Annotated in this window: 23 protein-coding genes; 12 read left to right on the top strand and 11 right to left on the bottom strand. The window is 67.3% G+C overall.

The features are described from left to right. The first annotated feature begins 4 nt into the window (after positions 1–4). The gene (locus tag E2493_RS22220; protein ID WP_135084984.1) at positions 5–1,810 is read left to right on the top strand and encodes a TnsD family Tn7-like transposition protein; all 1,806 of its coding nucleotides are present in this window, start codon (positions 5–7) and stop codon (positions 1,808–1,810) included. A 47-nt stretch (positions 1,811–1,857) separates the two neighbouring features. Here E2493_RS22220 and glmS read toward each other — a convergent pair whose 3' ends face one another. Further along, positions 1,858–3,684, bottom strand: a complete 1,827-nt coding sequence (glmS, locus tag E2493_RS06660) for a glutamine--fructose-6-phosphate transaminase (isomerizing) (protein ID WP_135084982.1) — start codon at positions 3,682–3,684, stop codon at positions 1,858–1,860. 6 nt (positions 3,685–3,690) lie between these two features. Further along, entirely contained in the window at positions 3,691–5,049 is a 1,359-nt protein-coding gene (gene glmU, locus E2493_RS06655) for a bifunctional UDP-N-acetylglucosamine diphosphorylase/glucosamine-1-phosphate N-acetyltransferase GlmU (RefSeq protein WP_135084980.1), read from the bottom strand. Between the two features lie 65 nt (positions 5,050–5,114). Between glmU and gph the strand changes: the two genes are divergently transcribed. Then, the gene (gph, locus tag E2493_RS06650; RefSeq protein ID WP_225421181.1) at positions 5,115–5,789 is read left to right on the top strand and encodes a phosphoglycolate phosphatase; all 675 of its coding nucleotides are present in this window, start codon (positions 5,115–5,117) and stop codon (positions 5,787–5,789) included. Between the two features lie 21 nt (positions 5,790–5,810). Here the strand turns inward: gph and E2493_RS06645 are convergent, their stop codons facing one another. Genes E2493_RS06645 through E2493_RS06630 form a run of 4 tightly spaced genes read right to left on the bottom strand, consistent with a single transcriptional unit; the run spans position 5,811 to position 8,367 of the window. After that, on the bottom strand, positions 5,811–6,812 hold the full coding sequence (locus E2493_RS06645) for a nucleotidyltransferase domain-containing protein (protein WP_135084978.1): 1,002 nt from the start codon (positions 6,810–6,812) through the stop codon (positions 5,811–5,813). Further along, on the bottom strand, positions 6,809–7,672 hold the full coding sequence (locus tag E2493_RS06640) for an HprK-related kinase A (protein WP_135084977.1): 864 nt from the start codon (positions 7,670–7,672) through the stop codon (positions 6,809–6,811). The genes E2493_RS06645 and E2493_RS06640 overlap by 4 nt, the downstream gene beginning before the upstream one ends. Continuing rightward, positions 7,669–7,947 carry an HPr-rel-A system PqqD family peptide chaperone gene (locus tag E2493_RS06635; protein WP_225421180.1) on the bottom strand — a complete coding sequence of 93 codons (279 nt, stop codon included), beginning with the start codon at positions 7,945–7,947 and terminating at the stop codon, positions 7,669–7,671. Before E2493_RS06635 ends, E2493_RS06640 begins: the two co-directional genes overlap by 4 nt. A gap of 12 nt (positions 7,948–7,959) precedes the next feature. Next, the gene (locus tag E2493_RS06630) at positions 7,960–8,367 is read right to left on the bottom strand and encodes a hypothetical protein (RefSeq protein ID WP_135084975.1); all 408 of its coding nucleotides are present in this window, start codon (positions 8,365–8,367) and stop codon (positions 7,960–7,962) included. Between the two features lie 110 nt (positions 8,368–8,477). Between E2493_RS06630 and E2493_RS06625 the strand changes: the two genes are divergently transcribed. Together E2493_RS06625 and E2493_RS06620 are read left to right on the top strand one after the other, a co-directional pair. Continuing rightward, positions 8,478–9,377 carry an SDR family NAD(P)-dependent oxidoreductase gene (locus E2493_RS06625; RefSeq protein ID WP_135084973.1) on the top strand — a complete coding sequence of 300 codons (900 nt, stop codon included), beginning with the start codon at positions 8,478–8,480 and terminating at the stop codon, positions 9,375–9,377. A gap of 73 nt (positions 9,378–9,450) precedes the next feature. Continuing rightward, positions 9,451–10,533 (top strand): hypothetical protein, encoded by a 1,083-nt coding sequence (locus E2493_RS06620; protein ID WP_135084971.1) that lies wholly within the window; start codon positions 9,451–9,453, stop codon positions 10,531–10,533. A gap of 87 nt (positions 10,534–10,620) precedes the next feature. Here E2493_RS06620 and E2493_RS06615 read toward each other — a convergent pair whose 3' ends face one another. The 3 genes from E2493_RS06615 to epsC are packed head-to-tail and all read right to left on the bottom strand — an operon-like array spanning position 10,621 to position 12,899. Continuing rightward, on the bottom strand, positions 10,621–11,865 hold the full coding sequence (locus tag E2493_RS06615) for an MFS transporter (RefSeq protein WP_225421185.1): 1,245 nt from the start codon (positions 11,863–11,865) through the stop codon (positions 10,621–10,623). 15 nt (positions 11,866–11,880) lie between these two features. After that, positions 11,881–12,216 (bottom strand): DUF2794 domain-containing protein, encoded by a 336-nt coding sequence (locus tag E2493_RS06610; RefSeq protein ID WP_135084969.1) that lies wholly within the window; start codon positions 12,214–12,216, stop codon positions 11,881–11,883. After that, on the bottom strand, positions 12,216–12,899 hold the full coding sequence (gene epsC / locus E2493_RS06605; protein ID WP_135084967.1) for a serine O-acetyltransferase EpsC: 684 nt from the start codon (positions 12,897–12,899) through the stop codon (positions 12,216–12,218). Before epsC ends, E2493_RS06610 begins: the two co-directional genes overlap by 1 nt. Positions 12,900–13,073: 174 nt before the next feature. On the opposite strand from epsC, the gene E2493_RS06600 reads away from it, so the two are divergent. The 4 genes from E2493_RS06600 to E2493_RS06585 all read left to right on the top strand — a co-directional run bounded on the left by E2493_RS06600 (position 13,074) and on the right by E2493_RS06585 (position 16,010). After that, positions 13,074–13,280, top strand: coding sequence for a helix-turn-helix domain-containing protein (locus E2493_RS06600; RefSeq protein ID WP_225421179.1), 207 nt, complete (start codon positions 13,074–13,076; stop codon positions 13,278–13,280). Between the two features lie 192 nt (positions 13,281–13,472). Then, on the top strand, positions 13,473–14,219 hold the full coding sequence (locus E2493_RS06595; protein ID WP_135084965.1) for a TorF family putative porin: 747 nt from the start codon (positions 13,473–13,475) through the stop codon (positions 14,217–14,219). 11 nt (positions 14,220–14,230) lie between these two features. Further along, a complete protein-coding gene (locus E2493_RS06590) occupies positions 14,231–14,569 on the top strand; it encodes a P-II family nitrogen regulator (RefSeq protein ID WP_135084963.1) in 339 nt (112 codons plus the stop codon). 16 nt (positions 14,570–14,585) lie between these two features. Continuing rightward, positions 14,586–16,010, top strand: a complete 1,425-nt coding sequence (locus tag E2493_RS06585) for an ammonium transporter (protein WP_135084961.1) — start codon at positions 14,586–14,588, stop codon at positions 16,008–16,010. 57 nt (positions 16,011–16,067) lie between these two features. Here E2493_RS06585 and E2493_RS06580 read toward each other — a convergent pair whose 3' ends face one another. Further along, positions 16,068–17,039: a hypothetical protein gene (locus tag E2493_RS06580; RefSeq protein WP_135084959.1), complete on the bottom strand. Its 972-nt coding sequence runs from the start codon at positions 17,037–17,039 to the stop codon at positions 16,068–16,070. A 200-nt stretch (positions 17,040–17,239) separates the two neighbouring features. Here E2493_RS06580 and E2493_RS06575 point away from each other — a divergent pair, with 200 nt between their 5' ends. The 3 genes from E2493_RS06575 (at position 17,240) to E2493_RS06565 (ending at position 20,787) form a co-directional block, all read left to right on the top strand. Beyond that, positions 17,240–18,154 carry a DUF481 domain-containing protein gene (locus tag E2493_RS06575; RefSeq protein ID WP_135084957.1) on the top strand — a complete coding sequence of 305 codons (915 nt, stop codon included), beginning with the start codon at positions 17,240–17,242 and terminating at the stop codon, positions 18,152–18,154. A gap of 165 nt (positions 18,155–18,319) precedes the next feature. Then, positions 18,320–20,290: an ATP-dependent zinc metalloprotease FtsH gene (gene ftsH / locus E2493_RS06570; protein ID WP_135084955.1), complete on the top strand. Its 1,971-nt coding sequence runs from the start codon at positions 18,320–18,322 to the stop codon at positions 20,288–20,290. A 140-nt stretch (positions 20,291–20,430) separates the two neighbouring features. Next, on the top strand, positions 20,431–20,787 hold the full coding sequence (locus E2493_RS06565) for a hypothetical protein (RefSeq protein WP_135084953.1): 357 nt from the start codon (positions 20,431–20,433) through the stop codon (positions 20,785–20,787). A 92-nt stretch (positions 20,788–20,879) separates the two neighbouring features. Here the strand turns inward: E2493_RS06565 and E2493_RS06560 are convergent, their stop codons facing one another. Then, positions 20,880–21,809 carry a DUF3667 domain-containing protein gene (locus E2493_RS06560; RefSeq protein ID WP_404828298.1) on the bottom strand — a complete coding sequence of 310 codons (930 nt, stop codon included), beginning with the start codon at positions 21,807–21,809 and terminating at the stop codon, positions 20,880–20,882. Between the two features lie 30 nt (positions 21,810–21,839). Here E2493_RS06560 and E2493_RS22170 point away from each other — a divergent pair, with 30 nt between their 5' ends. Beyond that, on the top strand, positions 21,840–22,070 hold the full coding sequence (locus E2493_RS22170) for a hypothetical protein (RefSeq protein ID WP_318531683.1): 231 nt from the start codon (positions 21,840–21,842) through the stop codon (positions 22,068–22,070). The last annotated feature ends 1 nt before the right edge of the window (position 22,071 follow it).

The raw sequence follows: 22,071 nt of genomic DNA, 5'->3' as shown, positions 1-22,071 counted from the left end.
AGAGATGCTTGGGTATTTTCCGAAGCCGTACCCAGGCGAGTTGCTCTACAGCGTCTTGGCACGTTTCTGCAGGCATGTAGCTTCGGGAAGCTCGAAGGGGGCCATGCGAGACCTGTTCGGTCACGCAACCGTCTCCTCCACCGTTGACCTCCCCAGTCACCTACAAGCACTTTCGGATCGGGTGGGTGAGGCACGAGGCTTTGCACCCGATCGGATCATCCAATTGATGACCCTCTTTCCTTACTACACCGCGTTTGAACCCGAGAGCGTGCGGAATTGGGTCCGCCGCTCGATGTTGGGGGCAGGTGAGCGTCTGCATGTACGGACTGGGTTGGCCGCCTTCAGAATTAGCCGACCGAGAGCACTGCTCTTTTGCCCTGAGTGCCTACTCGACATGAAGGGCCTATATGGTGAGCCATACTGGCGCCGTGATCACCAACTTCCCAGTGTGTTGCTGTGTCCGGAGCATGGCGTCCCCCTTCGACAAAGCGACCTGGCATTTCACAGCACCGGCCGTCACGCATTCATGCCAGCATCAGACTACGTCTGCCGCAACGACTCGGAGCCGGTCATGAACGTCGACTCGGACGCCTTAGTCCATCTGCAGCGCCTGGCGATCTCGAGCGCTGACCTCCTGGAGGCTCCACCGGATACACGCGACTTCCCGGAGCTCACAGAGGTTTATCGTAGCCGAATGGCTCGTGTGGGCTTGATGCGGTCTCCTGAGAAGGTTGACCAGCAAAAGTTCGCCGCCGAATTTCGCTCATACTTCGGTTCGGCGCTGGATCACCTACCCCACGTACTGAACGATCAAGGGTTTGCTGGTGGATGGCTGGCCGCAATAGTCCGCAACCACCGCAAGGCTACACATCCGTTGTATCACCTTCTCCTGAGGATCTTCTTGGATGATCGGGCCGAGGTACCTTCGCCCTTCGGAACGGGCCCGTGGCCGTGCAGGAACCCTCTTGCAGACCACTGCGGCTTTGCGGTGATTGAAAGGCTGAAGCAACACCGTAACCGAGGGCGTGTCGTCGGGGTATATTCGTGCACCTGTGGCTATACGTACATCAGAGCCGTTGGACCTGACGGAGTTCTTGGTCCGCCTCGTTATCAGAAATTCGGGCCGCTGTTGGCCCCGGAATTGCGACGCGTCGTTGGGGCCGGATGTAGTTTGCGACAAGCCTCCCGCGATCTCGGACTCGATCCCAAGACCCTTATGAGAGAGGCTGCTTCGCTCCGCCTACCTGTTCCTTGGACGCTCCGCCCGTCAGGCCAGCCTCGGTGTCCGGATCCGCCTGAGCGTCCCAACGGGTCCAGCGCTCCAAGACGAGAAACAAAGCATCTGCCCCGCACCGATTGGCCTGCCTTAGACAAAGACTTGTCGCAGCGCATAAAGGCGCAAGCGGAAGTCATTAGAGCCGAGACACCACCGCTACGAGTGTCGGTCGCCGAATTGGAAAGACGACTCGGCTTGCGCAATTGGATTGTGAAGCGCGGTCGGCTGCTTCCACTCACGATGCACCAGCTGGAGCAGACCTTAGAAGATCGCTCCAGCTACCGAGAGCGGCGAACACGCTGGATCATCCGCTCTCTCGCGGAGAGCGGCACCATGCCCGCACGATGGCAGGTAATGAGACAGGCTGGCCTTACCTCAGCCGAATTTGTGCTCATCGACCGGCTCCTGAGCGAGGCCCTAACTGAGAACAGCATAGGGGAGCGGCCCCCTGCCCGGGGAAAGGACGCAACGACGGCGGCGTGCTCGAATAAGTGCAACAAGTATATTAAAACGAAACAACTCTATTCCAACTGAAACAACTATTTTTCGTCTATCCACGCGGTGCCGGCCGCCGCCATGTCTTATTCGACGGTCACGCTCTTCGCGAGGTTGCGCGGCTGATCGACGTCCGTGCCCTTGGCCACGGCGACGTGATAGGCGAGCAGCTGGACCGGGATTGCGTAGGTCAGCGGCACGATCAGTGGGTGCACCTTCGGCATCTCGATCGTCGCCAGCAGCCGGTCGTCGGCCGCCGCCGCCAGCCCTTCCGCGTCGGAGATAAGGACCACCTTGCCGCCGCGCGCCTGGACCTCCTGCATGTTGGAGATCGTCTTCTCGAACAGGGGGCCGGAGGGCGCGAGCACGATCACCGGCACATGCTCGTCGATCAGCGCGATCGGGCCGTGCTTCATCTCGCCGGCGGCATAGCCCTCGGCATGGATGTAGCTGATCTCCTTGAGCTTCAGCGCACCTTCCATGGCCATCGGGTAATCGGGGCCGCGACCGAGGTAGAGGACGTCGCGGGCGCGGGCGATCAGCGGGGCCATCTTCTCGATGTCGCCATCATGGGCCAGCGCGGCGTTCATCGCCGCCGGTGCCTCGGAGAGATGCGCGACGATCTCGCGCTCCTCCTCGTCCGACAGCCGCCCCTTGTCGCGCGCCACCTTGGCGGCGAGCGCGGCGAGGACGGCGAGCTGGCAGGTGAAGGCCTTGGTCGAGGCGACCCCGATCTCCGGGCCGGCGCGGGTCGGGAGCAGCAGATCGGCCTCGCGCGCCATCGAGCTGGTCGGCACGTTCACCACCACGGCGATGCGCTGCCCCTCGGCGCGGGCATGGCGCAGCGCCGCCAGGGTGTCGGCGGTCTCGCCCGACTGCGAGATGAACAGCGCGAGGCCGCCCTTCTCGAGCACCGGCGCCCGGTAGCGGAACTCCGAGGCGATATCGAGCTCGACCGGCACGCGGGCGAACTGCTCGAGCCAGTATTTGGCGACCATGCCGGCGTAGAAGCTGGTCCCGCAGGCGACGATCGTGATCCGCGGCACGTCGGCGAAGCTGAAGTCCATGTCGGGCAGCGCGACCTGCTGCTCGTAGGAGCGAAGGTAGGATTGCAGCGTCTGGGCGACGACGAGCGGCTGCTCGAAGATCTCCTTCTGCATGTAGTGCCGGTGGTTGCCCTTCTCGATCCGGGCCGAGGAGGCGCCGGAGACGACGACCGGCCGCTCCACCTTGTTGTTCGCCCGATCGTAGATCTCGGCGCCGTCGCGGCTGATCACGGTCCAGTCGCCTTCGTCGAGATAGGCGATGCGCTGGGTGAGCGCCGCGAGCGCCAGGGCGTCCGAGCCGAGATAGGTCTCGCCCTCGCCATAGCCGAGAGTCAGCGGCGCGCCCATCCGCGCCCCGATCAGGATGCCGGGGAAGTCGCGGAACAGGATGGTCAGCGCGAAGGCGCCGTGCAGGCGGGGCAGGACCGCGGCCACCGCCTCGCGCGGCTCCTTGCCCTGCTTGAGCTGGTGATCGACGAGATGGGCGACGACCTCGCTGTCGGTCTCGGAGTGGAAGACGCGGCCCTCGGCCTGCATCTCCTCGCGCAGGGGCCTGAAGTTCTCGATGATGCCGTTGTGGACCAGGGCCACGCCGTCGACGATGTGCGGGTGCGCATTGCCGACGGTCGGCGCGCCATGCGTCGCCCAGCGCGTGTGCGCAATGCCGACCTCGCCGGGAAGGGGCTCGTCGACGAGGACGGCGGCGAGATTGTCGAGCTTGCCCTCGGCGCGGCGGCGCTCGAGGCGCCCGTCGACCAGGGTGCACAGGCCGGCAGAATCGTAGCCGCGATATTCGAGCCGCCGCAGCCCGTCCATCAGGCGGGGCGTGACCTCGCTCTTGCCGACGATACCGATGATTCCGCACATGAGACGCTAACTCGCTTTCTTCTTGGAGCTCATGGCCGCGCGAAACCGCGCTGCCCAGCCGGGCTTTACCTGTTGCGTACCGCGCGCCAGGGCAAGGGCGCCCGCCTCGACGTCGCCGGTGACGACCGATCCGGCGCCGACGATCGCACCGGCGCCGATCGCGACCGGCGCCACCAGTGCGCTGTTCGAGCCGATGAACGCCTCTTCCCCGATCACCGTACGGTATTTGAAGAAGCCGTCGTAATTGCAGGTGATCGTCCCGGCGCCGATATTGGCGCGGGCGCCGACCTCGGCATCGCCGATATAGGAGAGGTGATTGGCCTTGGCGCCGCGGCCGAGCCGGGCCTTCTTCACCTCGACGAAATTGCCGACCTTTGCCTTCTCGCCGATCTCCGCGCCCGGGCGGAGCCGCGCATAGGGTCCGATCTCCGCCCCCGCCGCGATGCTCGCCCCCTCGATGTGGCTGAAGGCGCGGATCGTCACGCCGTCCGCGACGGTGACGCCGGGGCCGAAGACCACGTTCGGCTCGATCACCACGTCGCGCCCGACCTTCGTGTCGAAGGCGAACCACACCGTCTCGGGCGCGACCAGGCTCGCTCCATCGGCCATCGCCTGGCGGCGGCGGCGCGACTGCCAGAGCAATTCGGCGGCCGCGAACTCCGCGCGGCTGTTGGGACCGATGGTTTCGGCGGCCTCGCCCTCGATGACGACGCTCGGCCGGCCGTCTGAAGCGGCGACCATGACGATGTCGGGCAGATAATATTCGCGCTGGGCGTTGTCGTTGCCGACGCGCTCGAGCAGCGGCCAGAGATCCCCGGCGCGGACGGCGAAGAGGTTGGAATTGCACAGGCCGACCTGGCGCTCCTCCTCGCTCGCATCCTTGTGCTCGACCATCTTCTCGATCCGGCCGTCGGCGGCGGCGACGATGCGGCCGTAGGCGGCGCTGTCGTCCGGCCGGAAGCCGAGCACGACCGAAGCGGGCGCCGAGGGTGCGTTCAGCGCGTCGAGCATCTGCCGCATCGTCTCGGGCCGGACGAACGGCACATCGCCCGAGAGGAGCAGCACGTCGCCGTCGAAGCCGGCCAGCGCCTCGCGCGCCTGCAGCACCGCATGCGCGGTCCCGAGCTGCGGCTCCTGAACGGCGAACTCGATTCCCCGGCCGGCGAGCGCGGCCTCGAGCTGCTCGCGCTGGTTGCCGACCACCACGACGGTGCGGGCCGCGCCGAGCTGGTCGATGCTGGCGAGAAGATGCTCGAGCATCGGCCTGCCCGCGATCGGGTGCAGCACCTTGTGGAGATCGGATTTCATCCGCGTTCCCTTGCCCGCGGCAAGGATGATTGCGGCAAACGGCCGTGACGGGTTCATGAAGCTCCCTCGCTGATCGCCGCGCCCATCGCACGGAAATGTTGCGATTTCCATAGAGCGCGACGATGAGCTTGGCGATGCCCGCCCTCCCCTTCGACATCGTGGTCTTCGACCTGGACGGCACGCTCGCCGATACCGCGCCGGACCTCGCCGGGGCGCTGGCGCACATGCTGTCCCGGCTCGGCCGGCCGGAGCTGACGCTGGACGCGGTCCGCACGATGATCGGCAACGGCGTGCGCGCGCTGGTCCGCCGCGCCCTCCGGGCCACCGGCGGCGCCGACGAGATCCTCGAGGAGGAGGGACATGCCCTGTTCCTCGCGCATTATGGCGCCCATCTGTGCATCGGCACCAAGCCCTATCCGGGCACCGAGCAGGCGCTCGACGCCCTCGCCGAATCCGGGGCGGCGCTGGCGGTCTGCACCAACAAGCCGGAAGCGTTCGCACGCGCGCTGATCGCGCAGCTCGGCTGGGAGAGCCGGTTCGCGGCCATCGTGGGCGGCGACTCGCTGGCCGCGCGCAAGCCCGATCCTGCCCCGCTGCACGAGGCGATTGCCCGCGCCGGCGGCGGCAGAGCGGTGCTGGTCGGCGATTCGGTCACCGATGCGGCGACGGCGCGGGCGGCCGGCGTTCCGTTCGTGGTCGTCCGCTTCGGTTATTCCGATCGGCCGGTCGAGGATCTCGGCGCCGACGCCGTGGTCGACAGCTTCGCCGGCCTCACCGACGCGCTCGCTGATCTCTAGCGGACCCGCGGGGCCCGGGCGTCACCGCCGCGCCTTCTTCCAGAGATGGGCGGCGAGCATGCGCGGCGGCATGCGCAGGAGGTGGGAGCGCAGGTAGAAGCCGAACCGCTCGAGGCTCCGCCCTGCCCTGCCCCACCCGTCCCGGGCGAGCAGCCGGCGCTCGTAGAGGAGATCGGCGGGATCCCCGCGGCCGGCGAGTCGACGATCGACGGGCGTCGCATAGAGGCGGGCAGCGAGGCGTAGCGCGCGGCGCGCGTGCGGCAGCAGCTGGTGAAGGCGGCCGCGTGCCCCCAGCCGCTCCCAGAAGCCGTCCTGCCCGGCGAACTGGCGCAGGAGCCGGTCGATGTCCCAGAGATTGCGAAGGCCCCCGGCGAGATCGCCGTCGGCGAACAGATGCGCCACCGCGTGCAGGACCATGTCCTCCGGCGCGAGCACGCGCAGCCCGCCGGGGAGCGCGATGCTGTCGGCGAGGAGCGCCGCCGCATCGGGAGTCCGCCGCGCCGTCAGCGGCAGGATCGTGTGGTGGACGTCGATCATCCGGTCCCGCTCGCGGTGGATGAGCGGCGGCAGCTCGTGCATCCAGGTGCGGTAATAATGATCGTCGTAGGCATTCTCCTTCACCCACTCCCATCCGGCCGCGAGCAGCGCCCGCTCCACCTGCGGCAAGGCGGTGCGCGAGACGAGGATGTCGAGATCGCCGATCGACCGGCCAGCGGAGGCATCGAGGCCGGCCGCGGCATAAGCGGTCCCCTTGAGCAGCACGGCGGGCGCGACGCCCGCGAGCGCGCGGCACGCCATCTCCGCCTCCCACAGCGCCTGCGTCCGCGCATAGCCGGCGTCGGCCTGGGCATCGGCCAGGATCGCCGCGACTTTCGGCGGCAGCGGCTGATCGGCGAGCCGGAACGCGAGGCTGCCGAGCAGCGACTCCGCCCGCGCGAGGCAGAGGAAGGCGGTCCAGTCGGTCACCTCCCGCGCCCGCGCGGGCTCGGCGAGGACGCCGGCGAGGAGCCGTGCCCCGTTCACCGCAGCTCGGCCCAGGCGCTCTCGACCAGCGCAACCGCCTCTTCGCTGGACCTGTAGTCGATCGCCCGGGCGGGGACGGTTGTGACCAGGCTCGTCAGGGAGTCGAAGCCTCGAGCGCCGAGCGCGACGTAGTTGGTGGAGGCCTGGGTCAGGCGCACGAACACCTCGGCCGCGCCCACCGGGCGCGTGGCGGGATCGAGGTCGCGGCCGAAGCGCGGGAACAGGATGAGAGCCGGACGGGCCGGCTGATCCATCCGCGCGATCGCTTCGGCAGGTGGCTGCAAATGACGGATGGTGCCCTTGGGCGTGCCGCGCAGCACCGGGCCGAGCCTCGCCGGATCGGCTCCGTCGAACAAGGCCAGCGCCGCGTTCTTCAGGCTGATCGCGCGCGGAAAGGCGTGCAGCAGCCCGGTGGCCGGATCGAGCAGCGCGAACTCGTCGCCCATGAAGCGCCAGCCGCGCTCGCCGAGCAGCGCCGCGAGCGTCGACTTTCCCGCCCCCGAGTGGCCGGTCAGGATCAGCGCGCGGCCGTCGCGCTCGACCGAGCCGGCGTGGAGCAGGAGGTAGCGCTTCTGCCCCAGCGCCATCTGGAGGTTCATCCCCATTTCGGCCGCAAGCAGCCCCAGGGTCAGCGGGAGCGGCGCCGCATCGGGAAGCGTATAATCGCCGCGGATCGCGACCGATGGGCGCAGGTATCGCCGCCAGGGACGTTCGGGCTCGAGCCGCACGGTGAAATCGCACACCGCCTCGGCTGCGGGATAGTTGCGATAGAGCCGCCGCAGCTCGGCGAGGGGCTCGGGCCAGGCCGAGCCGATGCGGTAGCTCACCGGGCCGATGCGAAGGTCGAGGCGATGTCTCATGTCTTGGCCACCAGCCCGACGGCCTCGAGCTCGGCGAGCCGCGCCGCGATGGCGTCTGCGGGGTTCGCGGCTTCGAGCTCGAAGCTCTCCGCGATACGGGCAAGCACTTCTTCGGCGCTACCGGGTCGTCCGGCGAGCGCAGCGAGGATCTGGGGCGCCGGCGGGGCGAGCAGGTGGGTCAGGCCGGAGGGCGCGTGGAAGATCGCCGTGAGACCGTCCAGCGCGACGTTTCGCGCCAGTGCCTGAGGATCGGCGATGTAGCGGGGACCGGCCACGCCGGCCCGGAATCAGCGCGGCATCTGCAGCGAGGCGTAGCAGGTAAATCCGCTCATCCCCGCCTGCAGACGGCGAATATAATTGGCATAGGCCTGCGAGGCTTCGGCATCGAGCCCGCTCGGCGTGGCGCTGCCGTTGAGCAATGCCTTCGCTTCCTCACCGGTGATCGGACGCGGCGCGGGCGGATAGGCCCCGGCCGTCCCCGCGGGAACCAGCGAGCCGTCGGCGGCAATGTAATTGCCTCCGGCCTGGGGCGACGGGATCGGAATCTCGCAATTGAGCACCGAGCCGGCGGTCTGCGCGAGCGCGGGGCGGATGGTCACGACGGTCGACGCGGCCGCCGCACCGAGCGCGAGCACGGTCCGACGGGTCGCCGGTCCGCCGATCTCCTTGCTGGTCTCGCTGGTCGGTGCCGTCATGTCCGTGCATCTATGCCAAGCCTCTTTAATAAGCGTAAAGCCCTGTCGGAGCGAGGCTTGGGCAGGCCAGGCCGTCCCGCAGAGGGACAGGATCGGGAGGGGCAGACGGGATGCGGATCAGTTTCGAGGGGCGGGTTGCGATCGTCACGGGCGCGGGCGGCGGCTTGGGCCGAGCCTATGCGCTCGAGCTGGCCCGCCGCGGCGCCCGCGTGGTGGTGAACGATCTCGGATCGAGCCGCGACGGCTCGGGCAGCTCGGACAGCGCCGCCGCCGTCGTCGAGGAGATCGAGGCCGCGGGAGGCAGCGCCATCGCCAGCGGCGCGAGCGTCACCGATGCCGAGCAGGTCGAGGCGATGGTCGCCGCGGCCAAGGAGGCATGGGGCGGCGTTCACATCCTGATCAACAACGCCGGCATCCTGCGCGACCGCAGCTTCGCGAAGATGAGTGCGGATGACTTCAAGGCAGTGGTCGACGTTCACCTAATCGGATCGGCGATCTGCACCAAGGCGGTGTGGGAAACGATGCGCGAGCAGAGCTACGGCCGGATCCTCATGACCAGCAGCTCCAGCGGCCTGTTCGGCAACTTCGGCCAGGCGAATTACGGCGCCGCCAAGCTGGGCCTCGCCGGCCTTGCCCGAACCCTCCACCTCGAGGGCGCGAAGTACGGCATCCGCGTCAACACGATCGCTCCGACCGCGGCGACCCGAATGACCGAGGACATCTTCCCGCCCGAGATGCTGGCCCTGTTCAACCCCGACAATGTCGTACCCGCCGCCCTCTTTCTCGTCTCGGAAGATGCTCCGGCGAACATGATCGTCGGCGCCGGCGCGGGCGTGGTCCAGGGCTCCTACATCACCCTCACCCCCGGCTACGCTCTTCCGGAGGGCCGCCGCACGGTCGAGGAGGTGGCGGAGAACTGGCAGCGGGTGACCGATCGGAGCGCGGAGATCGTGCCGCAGTCCGGCGCGGAGCAGGCGATGCAGATCCTGAAGACGCTCCAGGGCGGCTGAAAAGGCTGCCTTACTGTATTGCAACTCTAATACACGAATGATAGATTCCTCTTCACAACGGGAGGAGAGGAAGATGTACAGCGATACCGATCTCGAGGCTGCGGTGGCGGCGGGGGCGCTCAGCCCCGATGCCGCTGCGGGGCTGAGAAACTATGTTGCCACACGTCGCGCGACGCCGGCGGTGGACGAAGAGCATTTCCGCCTGATCACCGGCTTCAACGACATCTTCGTCGGCATTGCCGCGGCCATCCTGCTGGTTGCGGTCGGCTGGATCGGCCAGTCGATCGGCCCGCGGATCGAGGATGTCGGCCCCTCCCCGCTGGCCGGGCTGTTCGTCGCGGCGACGGCGTGGGGCCTCGCCGAATTCTTCACCCGCAAGCGCCGCATGGCGCTGCCGAGCATCCTGCTCCTCCTCGCCTTCACCGGCGGCGTGCTGATGACCGTGTTCACCACCGTCGTGCTCGTCGTCGGGCCCGACGTCTTCGAGAACAACGAGCGCGCCGCGGCGCTCGCCGCCGCCGCGTCGGCGGCCGTCGCCGCCGGGGTCACCTGGCTCCACTGGCGGCGATTCCGGGTGCCGATCACCGTCGCCGTCGGGGCTGCGACCGTGGTCGGCCTCGTCCTTGCCCTGGTCGCCTATGCGGTCGGCGACACCGAGGCGACGCGCGACGTGATCCTCGCCGCCGCGCTGCTGCTCGGCGCCGGCGTCTTCGTCTTCGCGATGTCGTGGGACGCCTCCGACCCGCGGCGCGAGACCAGGCGCTCCGACGTGGCCTTCTGGCTGCACCTCCTGGCCGCGCCCTTGCTGGTCCATCCGATCTTCACCCTGCTCGGCCTGAACGATGGCGAGGCGAACATCGGCGAGGGGCTGCTCGTGCTGCTGGTCTACGTGCTGCTCGGCATCGCGGCGCTGGCGATCGACCGCCGGGCGCTGCTCGTCTCCGCCCTCGCTTACGTGCTCTGGGCGCTGATCGACCTCTTCGAGCGGTTCAACGTGGTCGAGCTCAACTTCGCGCTGGCGGCCTTCGTGATCGGATCGGCGCTGCTGCTGCTCTCCGCCTTCTGGCAGAGTGCCCGTCGCGCCATCGTCCAGCCGCTGCCGCAGGGCCTGCAATCGCGCCTGCCGGTTCTCGATCGGACGCCGCTGGCCGCCTGATCAGCCGACAGGGGTACAGAAACTGGAGCCGGTCGGGCCTGCCCCGGCCGGCTCCGTCTTTTTCCGAAACCTCCTCGGCAGACGAAGCTAGGCCGAGAGCGGCTGCGGCGCCGTCTTCGGGAACGGCTTGAAGGTGAGCGCAATCAGGAACGCGCCGATTCCGGCGGCGAACGAGCCGACGAACAGCCACTGATAGCCGCCGAGCCCGTCGTAGATCATGCCGCCGACGATCGGGCCAGTCGCCATTCCGAGCCCCCCGGCCATCGCCGAGGCTCCGATCACCAGGCCCATCATGCGCAGCGGGAAATTCTCGCGGGCGATGACGGCGTAGAGCGGCATCACGCCGGCATAGATGAAGCCGAACAGCGCCGCCGCCGCGTAGAAGCTGCCGAGCCCCCGTGCCGGCAGATAAGCCAATGCCGCGAGCGCCTGGACGAGCAGGCCGGATACCAACACGCGCTTGGCGCCCAGCCGATCGCCGAGCAAGCCGAAGACCAGGCGTCCCCCGAGGCCGGCAAGCCCTTCCAGACTGTAGATCGACACGGCGGCGACGAGCGGAATGCCGCAACTCACCGCATAGCTGACCGTGTGGAAGATCGGCCCCGAGTGCGTCGCGCAGCAGAAGAAGTTGGTGGCGACGAGGATGAGGAATTGCGGAGACCGCACCGCCTGGCGGATCGACATGGCGGCTTCGGCGTCCCCAGGATCGATCGAACCGTCCCCGGCGAGGGATGGCGGACTGCGCACCAGCAAGGCCGCCGGGATCATCAGCGCCGCGACGAGCGCTGCGATGATCAGCAGCGTCGCCCGCCAGGATTGACTGGAGACGAGCCAGGCGGCGAGCGGCGACATCGTCATCGGCGCCATTCCCATGCCCGCCGAGACCAGGGACACGGCGAGGCTGCGTTGACGATCGAACCAGCCGGTGACGCAGGCCATGAGCGGCGCGAAGATCGCCGCTGTGCTGCCTCCCACGAGAAGGCCGAACAGCAGCTGGAAGGCGAGCAGCGACGGCGCCCTGCTCAGCAACGCGAGGCTCGCGGCCAGCAGCACCGAACCGGAGAGGACCACCGCGCGGGCGCCGATGCGATCGGAAAGGCTGCCCCAGGCGATGCTTCCGAGCGCCATCGTCACGAAGGCGACGGTCATCGCGGCGGAGACGCCGGTGATCGACCAGCCGGTGTCGTGCGCGATCGGGCGCAGGAGCACGGGCAACGAGAACATGGCCCCCATGGCAACACAGCCGAGCAGCCCGCCGGCGGCGACGATCACCCAGCGATAACGGGATCGTGAGATGGTTTCGTGAGCAGCGTGCGGATCGGCAAAGCCCATCACGCGGTCACCGTCCTACCCGACCACCTTCATAAGGCGGCGCTCCACCGGAGCCAGCACGGGGCCGAGCTCGTGGCCGCGGCGCAGGACCATGCCGGCCTCGTTGACGAGCGCGTACATGCCCTGCTTGTTGTGCAGGGAAGGTCGCTTCTCGATCTTGTACTCGGGACGTTCGGCGCTGCGTCGGAACGCCCAGAATGCGGCGTGATCCTTGCCGAACTCGAGCGCATAATCCTTCCACTGCCCGGCCGCGACCATGCGCCCGTAGAGATCGATGATCCTGCCCAGCTCGGCCCGGGTAAAGCCGATCTGCGGCGATGAGGATCGCGGAAAAGGGTAGACGTCACCCATCAGGCGCTATCGCGCTCCCTTCCCTCGCGTTCATCCATCAACTCGGCGAGGCGCTTGCGCAACTGCTCGACCTCGCACTGCAGGATCTCGAGCTTCTGCGTCGCCGGATCGAAATTCTCGGAGCAGGGCGTACCGTAAGGCAGGAAATTGCCCGCGGTGCGCTCGACCGCGACGAGCGTGGAGCGGGCCGGAATTCCGACCATCGTCACGCCTTCCGGCACGTCCTTGGTCACCACGGCGTTCGCGCCGATCCGGGCGCGTGCGCCCACTACGATCGGCCCAAGCACCTGCGCCCCGGATCCGATGATCACGCCGTCCGAAAGCGTCGGGTGGCGCTTGCCGGCCGTGCCGTTCGTCGGATTCGTACCGCCCAGCGTCACCTGCTGGTAGATCGTCACATCGTCGCCGATCTCGGCCGTCTCGCCGATCACGACGAAGCCGTGATCGATGAAGAAGTTCCTGCCGATCACCGCACCGGGATGGATGTCGATCGCGGTCAGGAAACGGGCGATGTGGTTCACCAGCCGCGCCAGGAAATAGAGCTCGCCCCGAAACAACCAGTGCGCGATGCGGTGCAGGCCGACGGCCCAGACGCCCGGGTATAGCAGGATCTCCCATCGCGTCCGCGGCGCCGGATCGCGCGCCTTGATCGATTCGAGATACGAAACCAGCCCCGCCAGCATCAGCTGTCCTTCAGTCCACTCAGGCGCGCCAAGATAGGTGACCCGCAGCTAAATTGCCAGTGAACGGCTCGACATCGATCGGGCCTTTCCCCCCGACCGCCGCTCGGCTTGCCCTCGCCTGCGCCGCGAGGGTAAGGATTCGAAGCCCATGCTGCTCTTGCCTCACCCCTGCTGATGGATCCGCTGGCCGCCTCGATGCCGCCCGAGGAACTGCGCCGGGCGATGTCCAAGCTGGGCTACAAGACCCATGGCGACCTGGCGGAGGCGATCGGCGTGTCCCGTTCCTCGGTGAGCCTCTGGGTGCAGGGCAAGGTCGGCGTTCCCCGACCGGTGGCCATGCTGATCCGGATGATGCTGGCCGCCCAACGGCGCGTCTACTAGCGAGCCTTACCCTTACGGGATCCAACCTTCGCCGATCCCGTCCCGTAACGATCGGTCCGGAAAGCTGTCGCACCCCGTGAACATTTCACGTTGTGCACTGCAGCACGGCTGCGCAAGCTGCGTGCACCGGGGCCGTTCGCCAGAAACGGGATCCCGCGGGAGAGGTCCGCACGGATTCAAAGGGGACTTCGAATGCACGTCAGAATCGTTTGCAGAGCCTTGATCGCGGCCGCGCCGCTGCTGCTCTTCGCATCGCCCGGAAATGCCGAGGATCTCGGTGGCGGGGTCAGCGTGAACGGCAGCGCCACCGTCGTTTCCGACTATCGCTTTCGCGGCATCTCGCAGACCGACAAGCGCCCGGCCGTCCAGGGCGGCCTCTCCCTCTCCCACGAATCCGGCCTCTATGCCGGCGTCTGGGGCTCCTCGATCGACGATTACGTCGCGAACGGGTCCGACCAGGAGATCGATCTCACCATCGGCTACAAGCGGACGTTCGGCGGCACGACCGTCGATGGCGGGCTGCTCTATTATTATTATCCGGACTCGGGGGGCGCCAACACCGACTTCGCCGAGCTGTACCTCTCGGTGTCGCACGCGTTCGGCCCGGTGACCGCCAAGGCCGCCGCGGCCTACGCGCCGAGCCAGTCGGCGCTCACGATCGGCGCCGGCAACGAGGAGAATCTCTACCTCGCGGCCGACCTCTCCGGCGCCGTTGGCGAAAGCGGCCTCTCGCTCAACGCGCACGTCGGCCACAGCTTCGGCCCGAGCTATCTGACGATCGGCGACGAATATACCGACTGGAGCCTCGGCGCCTCCTACGCGATCAAGAACCTCTCGGTCGGGCTCTCCTACGTCGACACCGACGGCACCTTCATCACCCCGTCGGGACGCAACGCCAGCAAGGCCGGCGTGGTCGCGTCCCTCGGCGTCTCGTTCTGAAAGGCGGCCGCATGAAACTGATCATCGCCATCATCAAGCCGTTCAAGCTCGACGAAGTCCGCGAGGCGCTCTCCGCCGTCGGCGTGCAGGGAATGACCGTGGTCGAGGCGCGCGGCTTCGGCAGGCAGAAGGGCCAGACCGAGATCTACCGCGGCGCCGAATACGTCACGAACATGGTGCCCAAGGTTCGCATCGAGCTCGTGGTGTCCGCCGATCTCGCACCTCGCGTGATCGAAACGATCGAGCAGACGGCGCGGACCGGCTCGATCGGCGACGGCAAGCTCTTCGTCCTCGACGTCGAGCAGGCGCTGCGCATCCGGACCGGGGAGGTCGATCACGATGCGCTCTGAAAAAGAAGGGGAGATCATGAAGATCGCAACACGCATTGCGGGAACGATGAGCGTGCTGGGCGCCGGGGCGTTCCTGGCCGCCTCCGCCTGGGGGCAAGAGGTTGCTGCGCAGGCCGCAGCCGCGCCCTTCACGCCGACGGCCGACATGGTCAGCAAGGGCGACACGAGCTGGATGCTGATCTCGTCCGCGCTGGTGCTGATGATGTCGGTGCCCGCGCTCGCCTTGTTCTACGGGGGCCTGGTGCGCGCCAAGAACATGCTCTCCGTGCTGATGCAGGTGCTGACCATCGTGGCGATCGCCGCCCTGGTCTGGGTCGGCTGGGGCTACAGCCTCGCCTTCACCAGCGGCAGCGCCTTCGTCGGCGGCCTCTCCAAGGCCTTCCTCTCCGGCGTCGACGGAACGACGCTGGCGGCGACCTTCTCGAACGGAGTCTACATTCCGGAATACGCCTTCGTGGTCTTCCAGATGACGTTCGCCTGCATCACCCCCGCGCTGATCGTCGGCGCCTTCGCGGAGCGGGTGCGCTTCTGGCCGCTGATGCTGTTCGTCGTGATCTGGCTGACCATCGTCTATTTCCCGATGGCGCACATGGTCTGGTACTGGGCGGGCCCGGACTTCCTTGCGGCCGCGCCGGACGACCATGGGTTGATCTGGGGCTGGGGCGCTCTCGATTTCGCCGGGGGCACTGTCGTCCACATCAACGCAGGCATTGCAGGGCTCGCCGGCTGCATCGTGATCGGCAAGAGGATCGGCTACAAGGCCGAGCCGATGCCGCCGCATTCGCTGGTGATGACGATGATTGGCGCGTCGCTGCTCTGGATCGGCTGGTTCGGCTTCAATGCCGGCTCCAATCTCGAAGCCAATGGCCTTGCCGCCCTCGCCTTCATCAACACGTTCGTCGCCACCGCGGCGGCGGCGCTCGCCTGGGCCGCCATCGAGCAGATCGTCCACAAGAAGCCGTCGCTGCTCGGCGCGGCGACCGGCGCCGTCGCTGGGCTCGTCGCGATCACGCCGGCCGCGGGCTTCGCTGCGCCGGTCACGTCGATCGTCCTCGGTGCGGTGGCCTCCGCCGTCTGCTTCTTCTTCGTCACTACGGTGAAGAACAAGCTGCGCTACGACGACTCCCTGGACGTCTTCGGAGTCCATTGCATCGGCGGTATCGTCGGCGCGATCGGCACCGGCATCGTCGCCGATCCGGCGCTCGGCGGCCAGGGGTTCCTCGATTATACGGTCATGCCGGCGGTTGCCGGTACCTACGACATGGCCGCCCAGGTGCTCACCCAGACGAAGGCGGTGCTGCTGACGCTCGTCTTTTCGGGTGGCGTGTCACTGCTGCTGTTCTTCCTGATCGACAAGACGATCGGGTTGCGCCCGGCCGCCGACGCCGAGCGCGAGGGGCTCGACATCAACGCACACGGGGAGCGGGCCTACAACCTCTGATCCGTTGCAGACGAGGGTGAGGCGCGCCGGGAATACCGGCGCGCCTTTCCTTCGATTTCAGCCGTGCTGCGGGCGGCCGGACTGGATCAGCCGCTGCCGCGACGTATTGCCCGGAACGGCGATGTGGGTCGCCGGATCGAACTCCTTGCCGACCGAGGGGTTGCCCTGCGGCACCCAGATCTCGACACGCGTGTTGCTATAGGCACGCGGCAGGTAGCGCACGTAATAGCCGTCGGGGTGCAGGCTCCAGCGGCCCGACGGAACTTCGCGGCTGTTCTGGCCAAGCGGCGCGTTGCCGGAGAGCACGGCGACGCGCTCCATTTCGGCGAACGTCGCGCCCGGCGTGGTCAGCATCTGGCGGAGCTGCGCTTCGGCCTGAGCGATCTGGCGCAGCGGCTCCGGGACGCCGCCGAGCGCATCGGTCAGCGCCGAGTTGGACAGGACGTCCAGCGCCGAGCGATTGAGCGAGACGAGCTGGCGCGGGGTCAGCAGCCGCGAGGCGATCGCCTTGTGCTCGCTGCTCAGGTCCTCGAACTTGGCGCGAGCGATGATCGCCCAGAGCAGCGTCTGGATCTTGTGCTGATCGATCTCGGGGTGGTTCACCGAATTGCGGACAATGGTCATCACCGCGTCCTCGGCCGGGCCCTTGGGCGGTGCGTAAAGATAACCGTCGCCGCCGCCCGGTCCGTGCGTGCCCGCCTTGAGGCAGTAGCTCTGGACGTCCATCGTCCAATAGCCGGGCTGGAGCACGAAGCCGCCGTTGGGTGTACGCTGCAGCTGCATCAGCGACCGCTCGGCCTCCCGCGGCGTGAAATTGTCCTTGGACGCATCTGCCCATTTGGCGTCTTCGAGGCTGGTGGTGATCGGCGGCTTGCCTTCAAGCAAGCCGCCCACGGGCAGCTTGCCGCCCAAGCGACTGGCGGCGCCGCGCAGCGCCCCGCCGATCTGCGCCGGCGCGGAGGTCGCACCGAGCGTCGCGATCAGGAGGAGCGCGGTCGCGGCCGCGCGCAAGGATCTGGAGAATTGCATAGAAACGAACGACCTTTCTGATTCGGTTGGCAAGAAAGGTCGCGATTGATCGCCCCCCCTTTCCCGGCGCGGGCCGTTAGGGGGAAGCTGTCGGTAAGACACGGATTTTCCGACGAAAGCGTTGTTTCGAGCTACGAATCGCGCGGATACGCAGCTGCCCGCGGTTGCGCCCGCCACGCAAATCGCGTTAGCGCTACCTTATGGTCGTGCCCGCTTTCACTCTGCTGGCGCTCGCGCAGGCGACGGCGGATACGCCCGCCAAGCTGCCCGATGGCGTGCGCGCGATGATCGAGGCGGCGATCGCAGCCGGAGACGCGAAGACGATCGAGACCGTTATCCGTCTCGCCCGCGACACGCATCCCTTTGCCGGCGGCGAGATCGACGAGATCCAGCAGAGGTGGCGCCTCCGCCTGGCGGAGAGCGAGGCCGCCCGGAAGCGCGAACGCGAGCAGGCGCTGGCCAGCGCCGGCATGTTCGACAATTGGAAGGGCCAGGTCGAGCTCGGTGCGTCGCGCTCCACCGGCAAGAGCAGCTATCTCGGCTTTTTCGGGTCGGTCGCCTTCAATCGCGAAGGGCTGCGCTGGCGCCACAAGCTCGACGGTCGTGCGGAGGTGCAGAAGGGCCGCAACGTCCTCAACACCGAGCGCTACGTCGCCTCCTGGCAGCCCAATTACAAATGGGGGCCTCGCATCTATGCCTATGGCCTCGCCCAGTTCGAATCCGACCGCATCCAGGGCTATGACGGCCGCTACACTTTGTCCGGCGGGCTGGGCTACGCCGTGCTGACCGGCGACAAGGCGCGGCTGGACTTCGAAGGCGGCCCCGCTTTTCGCCATGTCGACGCAATCAGCGTCGATGCGGAATCGAGCCTCGCCGCCCGTGCGTCGATCAACTTTCGCTGGGCCGTGACACCGACCCTCGAGATCAAGCAGACCAGCGCTCTCTATTTCGAGGAAGGAGAGAGCAGCGCCAATGCCCTGACCGCGATCGACGCCAAGCTCCTCGGGCCGCTGAAGGCGCGGCTCTCCTACGACGTGCGCTACGAGGACCGCATCGGCAACAGCGGCGGCTCGATCGACACGCTGGGCCGGGCGACGCTCGTCTACAGCTTCTGAGCCGCGGCGGCGGCGCTCGTCGCCGGTCCGGCGTAATCCTCCGTTCACCCGCCGCGTTTACATTGCCAAGCCGCGACGAGTTCCTATTTAGGAGCGGAACGCTATGACCGAGCGCGGCCCGGCAGCGACGATCGACGTCGCCGGCCCGCTTCGATGGGAGTCTACATGCCCGACAATCGCGACAAGAACAGCCCTGACAAGGATCCGAACGGCAGCAGCAATCCGTGGATGAAGAGCCTGTTCATCTGGGCCGGCATCCTGCTTGCGCTGATCCTGTTCGTCCAGATCGTCGACGGCGGCAGCCGCGGCGCCGGACCGAACGGCTTGGCCTATTCGGAATTCCTCAACCGGGTAGACGAAGGCTCGGTGAAGGAAGTCGCGATCAGCAAGGACGTGATCTCCGGCAAGCTGACCAACGGCGACGCCTTCCGCACCAATGCGGTTCCGGATCCCGATCTGACCACCCGCCTGCGTGAGCGCGGAGTGGCCTTCCAGGGCGAGCCGGAGCCGCAGACCTCCGTCTGGCTGATCCTTCTGTATCAGGCGATGCCCTTCCTGCTGATCCTCGGCGTCGCGTTCTTCATCATGCGGCAGATGCAGAAGAATGCCGGCTCCGGCGCGATGGGATTCGGCAAGTCGAAGGCCAAGCTGCTGTCCGAGAAGCATGGCCGCGTCACCTTCGACGACGTCGCCGGCATCGACGAGGCACGCGAGGAACTCCAGGAGATCGTCGATTTCCTCAAGGATCCGACCAAGTTCGCACGGCTGGGCGGCAAGATCCCGAAGGGCGCTCTGCTGGTCGGCTCTCCCGGCACCGGCAAGACCTTGCTCGCCCGCGCCATTGCGGGTGAGGCGAACGTGCCGTTCTTCACCATCTCCGGTTCGGACTTCGTCGAGATGTTCGTCGGCGTTGGCGCGAGCCGCGTCCGCGACATGTTCGAGCAGGCGAAGAAGAACGCACCCTGTATCGTGTTCATCGACGAGATCGACGCCGTCGGCCGCCATCGCGGCGCCGGCCTCGGCAACGGCAACGACGAGCGCGAGCAGACGCTGAACCAGCTGCTCGTCGAGATGGACGGCTTCGAGGCGAACGAGGGACTCATCATCATCGCCGCGACCAACCGTCCGGACGTGCTCGATCCCGCCCTGCTGCGTCCCGGCCGCTTCGACCGCCAGGTCGTCGTGCCGCGGCCGGACATCGAGGGCCGCGAGAAGATCCTGGCCGTCCACATGAAGAAGGTTCCGCTCGCGCCGGACGTCGACTCCCGCACGATCGCGCGCGGCACGCCGGGCTTCTCGGGCGCCGACCTCGCCAATCTGGTGAACGAGGCGGCGCTGCTCGCTGCCCGCAAGGGCAAGCGCCTGGTGGCGATGCGCGAGTTCGAGGAAGCCAAGGACAAGGTGATGATGGGCGCCGAGAGGAAGTCCATGGTCATGACCGAGGACGAGAAGAAGGCGACCGCCTATCACGAGGCGGGCCATGCCCTCGTCTCGCTTCACGTGCCGGGCTGCGATCCGCTCCACAAGGTCACCATCATTCCGCGCGGCCGCGCGCTGGGCGTGACCTGGAACCTGCCGGAGCGCGACCGCTATTCGATGTCGATGAAGCAGATGAAGGCGCGGCTCGCGCTCTGCTTCGGCGGGCGGATCGCCGAGCAGCTCATCTACGGGGCCGACGAGCTCAACACCGGCGCCTCCAACGACATCCAGCAGGCCACCGATATGGCCCGCGCGATGGTGATGGAATACGGCATGTCGGAGAAGCTCGGCTGGCTGCGCTACCGCGACAACCAGGAAGAGGTCTTCCTTGGCCACAGCGTCGCCCGCAGCCAGAGCGTGTCGGAGGAGACCGCCCGGCTGATCGACAGCGAGGTCCGCAAGCTGATCGAGGAAGCCGAGGCGACGGCGCGCAAGGTGCTCACCGAGAATATCGAAGAGCTCCACCGCCTCGCGGGCGGCCTGCTCGAGTTCGAGACTCTCACCGGCGAGGAAGCCAAGAAGGCGATCCGCGGCGAGGATATCGGACGCGAGGATCCTTCGTCGCGCCGGCCTTCGCTTCCGGCTGCCGGCTCGTCCATCCCGAGCACGCGCAAGCCGCGCGGCGGTTTCGGCGGCCCCGCGGCTCAGGGCGTCTGACCCTGGTGGCGTAAAAAGGCTTTGTCGGTCATGCACTTCGGTGCATGACTGGAGACGGCCGGAGAGCAAGCGCTCTCCGGCCGTTTCCATGTCACGGCAACAGCCGGACGCTCGTGGGAGGGGACATGAAAAAGAAGATGATGCTGGCGCTTGCGGTTGCCGCAATGCCGCTTGCCGCCGCAGATGCGATGAACGTGGCCACGTTCCTGGAGAAGGGCGAGCCGCTGATGAAGAAAGGGGCCTTCGCGCTCTTCTCGAGCGACTTCAAGCTCCTCAAGCGGGAGATCGAGCAGGCTTCCGCTCAGCTTCGCACGGAGCGCCTCGCCGCCGAGAAGGCGGGCCGCAAGCCTTCCTACTGCCCGCCCGCAAAGTCCGGGCTGTCGCCGGAAGAGATCATGGCCGGAATGCGGGCCGTGCCGGTGACGCAGCGTCAACGCGCCGACGTGAAGGACGGTCTGCGGATCGCTCTCGTCCGCAAGTTCCCGTGCGGGGGCTGATCCACCGGCATGGAACCTCCATTGGCGCCTAGTCGGCCCGGAGGGGGTGCTTCGACCGAAGCATCGCCTCCGGGCCGAAGCGTGGATGCTGCCTAGCCGAGCAGACCGAGCGCCAGCAGGAGCGTCATGAAGATCATCGACGTGATGCAGGAAAAGAACAGAAGCGTCATCGTCCGCCAGGCGGCGCTGAAGCGCGACAGCGCATAGGCGCCGCGCAGCTGGCGGTAGATGTGGATCGGCGGCCCGAGCAGGATGGCGAAGCCGGCGATCGCCTGGCTGCCCGGCAGTGGTCGCAGCAGGGTCAGGGCGACGAAGCCCAGGCTCATGAAGGCGATCGAATAGGTGATGAAGACGACGTGGTCGTACGCCTTGTACTCTCGGCGGTAGCGCCGTCTGTGGAGGAACAGCACCCAGACGAACGGCAGGGAGATCGGGATCAGCGCCCAGGAGAATTTGTAGGCGTTGCTCTGCAGCTTGTAGATCAGGAGCTTAGGGTTCTCCTTGGCCTTCTTGTAGCCTTCCTCGAACCAGGCGATGGGCCGGGGCGCATTGGTGAAGTCCACCGACACGATCTCGTTTGCATCGGCAGCCTCGGAGTCCTTCGCAGCCGTCCTTGATGCCGACGGGCTTCGCTCGCGCGCCTCCTCCTCGTTGGCCAGGCGCGTCTGCATGTCGAACGCTTCCCTGGCGAGCTTCATCTCGAGCCGGACGCCGGCGATCTCCTGCTCCACGCCGGTCGTCGGCTCGCCGGCTGCCCGTGCACCCTGCAGCTCCGCGTCGAGCGTCCGAAGCTCCTCCTGTGCATTGGCCATATCCTCGCGATATTCGCGCTCGGCCTTGGCGCGGTCCTCAGCGGGGCTGCTGTGCGAACCGGATCCCACATGGAACGGCCCGCCCATCGCATTGACGATGGCGAACATCAGGAAGACCGAGAAGAGAAACAGCGCCAGGGGAGAGACGAAGGTCGCGCGCTCTCCTTCGATGTAGCGACGGGTCAGCCGGCCCGGGTGCCAGGCCAGCATCGGCAGCGTGCGCCAGATCTTCCCTTCGAAGTGGAGAACGCCGTGCAGGAGATCGTGCCCGAAAGCGGAAAGCGTGCGATGGACATGGGCCTTCTGCCCGCAACGATGGCAGAACTCTCCGGCCAGGGCGGCGCCGCAGTTCAGGCATGTTCCCGCACCACCGTGATGCTCGCCGGCCTCCGGCTCGACCGCGCGCGCCATGAGTCCGCCCGACACGGCTTCGCCGACAGCCTCGATTCCCGTTTCCATCTCGCCCCCTAAG

This window comes from Sphingomonas parva (ex Maeng et al. 2020) (assembly GCF_004564275.1).
Taxonomy (GTDB): Bacteria; Pseudomonadota; Alphaproteobacteria; order Sphingomonadales; family Sphingomonadaceae; genus Allosphingosinicella; species Allosphingosinicella parva.
Note: the sequence above shows the minus strand (reverse complement) of the source record. Positions and strands in the feature narration are given on the sequence as shown.

Excerpts from the sequence above, each read along its gene's own strand:
- E2493_RS06565 (WP_135084953.1), top strand. The coding sequence starts at position 20,431 with ATGCTGGCGCTTGCGGTTGCCGCAATGCCGCTTGCCGCCGCAGATGCG.
- E2493_RS06625 (WP_135084973.1), top strand. The coding sequence starts at position 8,478 with ATGCGGATCAGTTTCGAGGGGCGGGTTGCGATCGTCACGGGCGCGGGC.
- E2493_RS06615 (WP_225421185.1), bottom strand. The coding sequence starts at position 11,865 with ATGGGCTTTGCCGATCCGCACGCTGCTCACGAAACCATCTCACGATCC.
- E2493_RS06600 (WP_225421179.1), top strand. The coding sequence starts at position 13,074 with ATGGATCCGCTGGCCGCCTCGATGCCGCCCGAGGAACTGCGCCGGGCG.
- E2493_RS06560 (WP_404828298.1), bottom strand. The coding sequence starts at position 21,809 with ATGCTGGCCTGGCACCCGGGCCGGCTGACCCGTCGCTACATCGAAGGA.
- gph (WP_225421181.1), top strand. The coding sequence starts at position 5,115 with ATGAGCTTGGCGATGCCCGCCCTCCCCTTCGACATCGTGGTCTTCGAC.
- E2493_RS22220 (WP_135084984.1), top strand. The coding sequence starts at position 5 with ATGCTTGGGTATTTTCCGAAGCCGTACCCAGGCGAGTTGCTCTACAGC.
- glmS (WP_135084982.1), bottom strand. The coding sequence starts at position 3,684 with ATGTGCGGAATCATCGGTATCGTCGGCAAGAGCGAGGTCACGCCCCGC.
- E2493_RS06640 (WP_135084977.1), bottom strand. The coding sequence starts at position 7,672 with ATGAGACATCGCCTCGACCTTCGCATCGGCCCGGTGAGCTACCGCATC.
- E2493_RS06595 (WP_135084965.1), top strand. The coding sequence starts at position 13,473 with ATGCACGTCAGAATCGTTTGCAGAGCCTTGATCGCGGCCGCGCCGCTG.
- glmU (WP_135084980.1), bottom strand. The coding sequence starts at position 5,049 with ATGAACCCGTCACGGCCGTTTGCCGCAATCATCCTTGCCGCGGGCAAG.
- E2493_RS06585 (WP_135084961.1), top strand. The coding sequence starts at position 14,586 with ATGAAGATCGCAACACGCATTGCGGGAACGATGAGCGTGCTGGGCGCC.
- E2493_RS06630 (WP_135084975.1), bottom strand. The coding sequence starts at position 8,367 with ATGACGGCACCGACCAGCGAGACCAGCAAGGAGATCGGCGGACCGGCG.
- E2493_RS06620 (WP_135084971.1), top strand. The coding sequence starts at position 9,451 with ATGTACAGCGATACCGATCTCGAGGCTGCGGTGGCGGCGGGGGCGCTC.
- E2493_RS06590 (WP_135084963.1), top strand. The coding sequence starts at position 14,231 with ATGAAACTGATCATCGCCATCATCAAGCCGTTCAAGCTCGACGAAGTC.
- E2493_RS06580 (WP_135084959.1), bottom strand. The coding sequence starts at position 17,039 with ATGCAATTCTCCAGATCCTTGCGCGCGGCCGCGACCGCGCTCCTCCTG.
- epsC (WP_135084967.1), bottom strand. The coding sequence starts at position 12,899 with ATGCTGGCGGGGCTGGTTTCGTATCTCGAATCGATCAAGGCGCGCGAT.
- E2493_RS06610 (WP_135084969.1), bottom strand. The coding sequence starts at position 12,216 with ATGGGTGACGTCTACCCTTTTCCGCGATCCTCATCGCCGCAGATCGGC.
- ftsH (WP_135084955.1), top strand. The coding sequence starts at position 18,320 with ATGCCCGACAATCGCGACAAGAACAGCCCTGACAAGGATCCGAACGGC.
- E2493_RS06575 (WP_135084957.1), top strand. The coding sequence starts at position 17,240 with ATGGTCGTGCCCGCTTTCACTCTGCTGGCGCTCGCGCAGGCGACGGCG.